Raw genomic sequence first — 5,144 nt, forward strand, 5'->3', positions numbered from 1 at the left:
AATAGCAAAGGAATGGTTTGCACCTGAATAGGCGTAGGAATTTCATAGCCTTTTTCTGCGATAGCTCTTAAAATAGGTTTATTTAACTGTAAGTTTTTAAATTGCATAGGATTTGTTTAAAACAAGATTTTGCAAAGATACGCAAAAGCCCCCTAGCCCCCTAAGGGGGAATTGTTAAAAGTTAATTAGCCAATATGCCTATTAACTAGTTAGTATATTGAAAAGTTGATTTTTACATTTTGCAATCCAAAATCTAACATTCAAAATCAATTAAATAATCAATTTATAACCCATTCGGCAATTCCTTAAAACCCATATTGAATAAGGTAAATCCAAAAATATCGGCATATTGTTCAATGGTTTTGGAAACGGACGTTCCGGCTCCGTGTCCGGCTTTGGTTTCAATACGAATTAATGTTGGGCTATTTCCTGTTTGTTTTTCCTGCAATTCAGCGGCAAATTTAAACGAATGCGCCGGTACAACCCTGTCATCGTGATCTCCTGTTGTGATTAAAGTTGCAGGGTATATAATGTCTGCTTTTACATTATGGACGGGTGAATACCCTTTTAAATAGTCGAACATTTCTTTTGAATCTTCAGAAGTACCGTAATCATAAGCCCAACCCGCACCAGCAGTAAATGTATGATAACGCAACATATCCAAAACGCCTACCGCTGGCAAAGCAACTTTCATCAACTCTGGTCGTTGTGTCATCACAGCGCCTACCAATAGACCGCCGTTTGATCGTCCGCTAATTGCCAAATAATTTGAAGAAGTGTAGTTGCTTTCAATTAAATATTCAGCAGCCGCAATAAAATCATCGAAAACATTTTGTTTTTTCATCTTTGTGCCTGCATTGTGCCAATCTTCTCCATATTCGCCGCCACCTCTAATATTGGGAACGGCGTAAATCCCTCCTTGTTCCATCCAAACCGCGTTTGGAATACTGAAACTTGGTGTTATACTGATGTTAAATCCGCCATAACCATATAAAATAGTAGGGTTTTTACCGTTTAATTCCGTCCCTTTTTTATAAGAAATAATCATCGGAATTTTAGTGCCGTCTTTTGAATTGTAAAAAACTTGTTTTGTATCGAAATTCTCTGGATTAAAATCGATGGCCGGTTTGTTATACAATTTTGAAATCCCTTTTGAAGGTTCAAAGGAATAAATTGAACCCGGATTTATATAATTTGAAAAAGAATAATAAATAACAGTTGCCTCTTTTTTATCACTAAATCCACTGGAGGTTCCAATACCCGGCAATTCAATCTCGCGAATTAATTTTCCGTCGTAATCGTATTGTTTTACTTGCGAAACGGCATCAACCATATATTCTGCAAAAATATATCTGCTTGCCGTTGAAGTCGATAACACATTTTTAGTTTCGGAAATAACGTCTACCCAATTTTCAGGTACTGGATTTTTGGCATTCACTTTAACCACGCGCTTGTTTGGTGCATTTAGATTGGTAACAAGCAGCAAAGTTTCACCTTGGCTATCTAAAACGGTTGTTTCGGAATCAAAATTATTTATAGCAGTAACAATCGGACTGTTTTGCTTCGACAAATCTTGAATATACAACTCATTCCCAGAGGTTGAAATTGAAGCTCTAATTTCTAAATATTTCCCATCTTCGGTTACAGTTCCGTTGATATAACGACGCTTTACTTTGTCACCAAAAACAACAGGGTCTTTTTTTTGTGAAGTTCCAAGTTGATGATAAAACAATCTGTGTTGATCTGTTTTTGCTGAAAGTTCGCTTCCTTCAGGTTTTTCATAACTTGAATAATAAAAACCTTCATTTTCTTTCCACGAAATACCGCTAAATTTTACATCAATTATGGTATCTTCTTTAATTTCTTTGGTAAGTGCATCCATCACAATAATTTTCCGCCAGTCCGATCCGCCTTCAGAAATAGCATAAGCAACTATACTTCCATCTTTTGAAAAAGATAAACCACCCAGAGATGTTGTTCCATCTTCAGAGAAAGTATTGGGATCTAAGAATACTTCAGGAGTTTCCTCATTTTTTTGGCGATACAGCACATACTGATTTTGCAATCCGTTATTTTTATAAAAATAATGATAGTCGCCTTCTTTAAAAGGGGCGCCAATTTTTTCATAATTCCATAATTTTTCCAAGCGGTTTTTTAATCCTTTGCGGTAAGGAATTTTCGATAAATAATCAAAAGTCACTTTATTTTCAGCCTTAACCCATGCAGCGGTTTCTTCAGACCTATCATCTTCCAGCCAACGATATGGATCTTTAACCTCTGTGCCGAAATAATTGGTTACGGTATCAACTTTTTTTGTGGTTGGGTAATTCAATGTTGCAACGTTTTTTTGAGATTCGGAATTTTTGCAGGAAATGATAAAAATACCAATCAGGGTTAATATAAAAACAGGTTTCATTTTGGTTTATTTTTTAACAAATATAAATAAAAAGGCATAACCTTTTAGCGATGCCTTTCTATTAAAGCTAATCAACTCATTTAAAATTAAAACAGTATTTTTAATTTACTCCAATTATCATAAATTAAAACAATGTTTAACAATGTCACTACAGCTGCTGGTGCTATGCCTGCAGGCGCTAAAAACAAATGAAAAAAGATAATATTTACAGAAATTGGAGCCAAAACCACCAAAGCGAAAGGTACCCATTTTTTAATAAGAAGCAGCAACCCAACAACAACTTCGGTTGCTCCAACCAATTTAAGCATATAACCGGATGCCATCATAGCGCTCATTAAATTTCCTGCGGGAGCAGGCATTTCCATTGCGGGCATAAAACCCAGGAACTTGTTAGCGCCAAATATTACTAAGATTAACCCTAATAAGATGCGTAAAATCATTGTTAATTTTGAATTCATAATAAATAATGTTTAGTTAAAGGTTAGTTTATTAAGTCGTTAAAGTACAGTAATAATTACAGAGGTAACAAAAGTTACGTAAATTTTGTAAGAAATGATGTCCTTTGCAGTCTAATAAGTTGGCATTAAAATTGCGGAACTATTCATATTAAATTTAAAAAAAATGACAGAATTATTGACAAAAGAAACTTTTTTAGAAAAGGTTTTTAATTTCGAAAAAAATAAAGAGTGGAAGTTTGAAGGTGAAGTACCTTGCATTATTGACTTTTATGCAGATTGGTGTGGACCTTGTAAAATGGTCGCGCCGGTTTTGGAGGAATTAAGCGATGAATACAAAGGGAAATTAAACATTTATAAAGTGGATACTGAAGTTGAACAGGAATTGGCTGCAGCATTTGGCATCAGAAGTATTCCTTCTATGTTGTTTGTTCCAAAAGATTCAGAACCACAAATGGCTCAGGGTGCACTGCCAAAACATGATTTAGAAAAAATTATAGCAGATGTTTTAAAGGTTTCAAAATAAATCCCGAGAAAACCCCAAAAAGAAAGGCCGCATATTTTGCGGCTTTTTTTTTTGTTCATTCGTTTAGTCGTTGATACGTTTATTTGTTTAAATTTTGAAAAGCCTAAAGTTCAATTTCTTTACTTATTTTAGGGGGTAATGTTATAGTCACTATAACACTACTATAACACTATGTATGGAGTATGTACGGAGTATCCTCCCTTTTGACTCCCATGAGCCCCTGTTTTGACTGGTGTTGTGCTCGTTAAAAAATGCTAAATTGGCTATTTTGGTAATTAGGCAGGAAGAAGGGTGATATGATGGTCTTTTTAATTACAACTAAGGAATTTTAACTTCATTCATTTTATCTTTTTACTTTTTTTCATATGTAAATATTTATTGTTTTTTTGGTCATATGTAATGCGCATATTTTCATAGGTGATTGTATCGTGTTTGCGTTATGCCCATTTCATTGATAAAAAAAGTAACAAAAAAAGGCTAGTCTGATGATCTTTTTCTGTAAAATAAATTGAATTTTCGCCTTGCGCCGGCTGGCTCGATCGCTAAAAACAGCTACTAGCTGTTTTCTGTACGCTTCGCCCCACCCAGACAGCCTTCCCCTGCCCTTAAACAGCCGCAAGGCTCTTTGGGTTGCATCGTCAGCCAACGCTAAAAAATTCAATATTTTACGACAAAAAACATCATAGGACGGTTCTTTTGTTTTGAGTTTTTAGCATTTTGACCCGTCCTAAAATAACTATACAGGTTGGCAAATAAATCCCAACAAGAAAAGTCGCATATTTTGCGGCTTTTCTTTTTGTTTATTTGTTTAGTCGTTGATACGTTTATTTGTTTAGCCGTTGATACGTTAATTTGTTTAAACCCTGAAAAGCCTAAAGTTCAATGAAATCCATTTTTTTCTATTTTAAAGATTACCTTTACTTGTTGAAATGCAGCTGTATTTTGCATCATATGTGACCAGCAAACTGCATCAAAAAACAAAACTAAATTTTATTAAAAAAATATAAATTAATTATGAAAAAAGCATTTAAAATAATTGGAATCATTTTATTGATTTTTGCTCTCATCCTTGTAGCTACGCCTTTTATTTTTAAAGGAAAAATTGAGGAAGTGGTGCTAAATTCAATCAATAAAAATATTGATGCGGTTGTGGTCTTTGATGAGGTTGATTTGAGTTTACTTAAAAACTTTCCGAAAGCCACCATTATAATTGACGATTTAAGTATTGTTAACAAAGCTCCTTTTGAAAATGATACGTTGTTCTATTCTGAAACTTTCACCCTTAAAATGAGCATTAAAGAGCTTTTTAAAGGAAAAGGAGAACCAAAGAGTATCGATGCTTTTAGTAGTGAAAATGCAAAGGTGAATGTTATTTTTAATAAAGACGGTCTGGCAAATTATGACATTGCCATAAAAGACAAAAATGAAAGAGACAGTCTTGGAAATAATGACTTTGTCCTTAATTTTCAGCATTATGACATAAAAAATCTTCGTTTTACTTATTTTGACGAAGCTTCTAAAATAAGCGTTATTTTGGACAGCGTCAATCACGAAGGCAGCGGCGATTTTAAGAATAAAATTCTGGATTTAGACACCAAATCTACCGCCAAACTGGCCGTTTCCATTGGCAAGACAAACTATTTAAAAAACGTGGTATTGTCACTTGATGCTTTACTGGGATTGGATTTGGAAAATTTTAAATATACTTTTAAGGAAAATGAGGCTTTGGTTAATTTGCTTCCAATTG

Annotated in this window: 3 protein-coding genes and 1 pseudogene; 2 read left to right on the plus strand and 2 right to left on the minus strand. The window is 34.1% G+C overall.

Annotated elements, in window-relative coordinates; translation table 11 throughout:
- Positions 1 to 283 precede the first annotated feature (283 nt).
- Positions 284 to 2,416 (minus strand): prolyl oligopeptidase family protein, encoded by a 2,133-nt coding sequence (locus ABY285_RS12160; protein ID WP_372770436.1) that lies wholly within the window; start codon positions 2,414 to 2,416, stop codon positions 284 to 286.
- A gap of 86 nt (positions 2,417 to 2,502) precedes the next feature.
- A complete protein-coding gene (locus tag ABY285_RS12165) occupies positions 2,503 to 2,874 on the minus strand; it encodes a DoxX family membrane protein (protein ID WP_372770438.1) in 372 nt (123 codons plus the stop codon).
- A 163-nt stretch (positions 2,875 to 3,037) separates the two neighbouring features.
- Between ABY285_RS12165 and trxA the strand changes: the two genes are divergently transcribed.
- Together trxA and ABY285_RS12175 are read left to right on the plus strand one after the other, a co-directional pair.
- On the plus strand, positions 3,038 to 3,397 hold the full coding sequence (gene trxA / locus ABY285_RS12170; protein ID WP_372770440.1) for a thioredoxin: 360 nt from the start codon (positions 3,038 to 3,040) through the stop codon (positions 3,395 to 3,397).
- A gap of 1,014 nt (positions 3,398 to 4,411) precedes the next feature.
- Positions 4,412 to 5,144 (plus strand): annotated as a pseudogene (locus ABY285_RS12175) (AsmA family protein); the annotation flags it as partial.

This window comes from Lutibacter sp. (genome assembly GCF_041555395.1).
Taxonomy (GTDB): domain Bacteria; phylum Bacteroidota; class Bacteroidia; order Flavobacteriales; family Flavobacteriaceae; genus Lutibacter.

Bases quoted from the DNA above. Each gene is read 5' to 3' on its own strand.
- trxA (WP_372770440.1), top strand. From the start codon at position 3,038: ATGACAGAATTATTGACAAAAGAAACTTTTTTAGAAAAGGTTTTTAAT.
- ABY285_RS12165 (WP_372770438.1), bottom strand. From the start codon at position 2,874: ATGAATTCAAAATTAACAATGATTTTACGCATCTTATTAGGGTTAATC.
- ABY285_RS12160 (WP_372770436.1), bottom strand. From the start codon at position 2,416: ATGAAACCTGTTTTTATATTAACCCTGATTGGTATTTTTATCATTTCC.